Genomic DNA, 959 nt, shown 5'->3' on the forward strand with positions numbered 1-959 from the left:
GGGATAGACGGTGCCGATCGCAATCTTCCGCGTGGTCTTGCCGGCAATCGAGCGGGCGATCTCCCTCGACAGATCCACTTCGCTCAGGATCCGGACAGCACGCTCGTAGTAGGCCGCCCCTGCCCGCGTCAGTTCCACCCGCCTTGTCGTGCGGATGAACAGCTGCACGCCGAGCTCCTTCTCGAGCGCCATTACCTGGTTCGACAGCGCCGGCTGGGCGATATGCACCTTTGCTGCCGCCCTGCCGAAATGCAGCTCCTCGGCCACCGCAACGAAGTAGGATAGCTGGCGTAGTTCCATGATGCACCACGTTTTGTTCGTTAATTTCACAACGTATTGTACATGGACCCGTGGTGCCCGTCATGAACAAAATGTGGGCATGGAGACTTTTTCTTCGAACCTGAAAAGACGCGCTGAACAGCTTGGTATCTCGAATGCGGAGGTTGCTCGGCGTGTTGGTTTGACCGAGCGTAGATATGGCAACTATATTTCCGGAACACGGCAACCGGATCTCGCTACGCTTGTAAAAATCTCATCAGTCTTAAAGACAAGCCTCGACGAACTTCTGACGGGCGATCTCAAGGARTCCACAAAGAGCGCCAAACGAAATCTGCAAGAGCGTATTGCTTCCGCAGTCGAAGTCCTCAGCGAAGACGATCTCGCGAGGATTGTTATCATGCTGGATGCGTTGGCCGCTGCTCGGTCGTAGGCACGCCCTTCCGGCGATCTAAATGGTCGCCTTGATGGGATTGGAACCGACGACCCTGTTGTTGACGGAAGCCTTTTTCTTAAAGGATATCGCCCTGCCAAGGAGCAATGACCGATTTGGGGGCCGGAGAACGAACCCGCTGCGCGGGAGGGCGTCTGCGGTTGAGGTAGAGGGCGCGGGCTGGAGATTGCGCCTGGATTGAACGTCGTCCGGCAAGGGCAGAGCATGACGAGCTTCTTCAACAAAGGAG

Annotated in this window: 2 protein-coding genes; one reads left to right on the plus strand and one right to left on the minus strand. The window is 56.7% G+C overall.

The window, feature by feature from the left end:
- Positions 1-300: LysR family transcriptional regulator (locus AC1DM5_RS36485; protein ID WP_477976938.1), on the minus strand; the 300-nt coding region annotated here is incomplete at its 3' end.
- Between AC1DM5_RS36485 and AC1DM5_RS36490 the strand changes: the two genes are divergently transcribed.
- On the plus strand, positions 299-709 hold the full coding sequence (locus tag AC1DM5_RS36490) for a helix-turn-helix domain-containing protein (RefSeq protein ID WP_477824398.1): 411 nt from the start codon (positions 299-301) through the stop codon (positions 707-709). The genes AC1DM5_RS36485 and AC1DM5_RS36490 overlap by 2 nt on opposite strands.
- The last annotated feature ends 250 nt before the right edge of the window (positions 710-959 follow it).

It is taken from the genome of Rhizobium sp. 01T437, assembly GCF_056398505.1.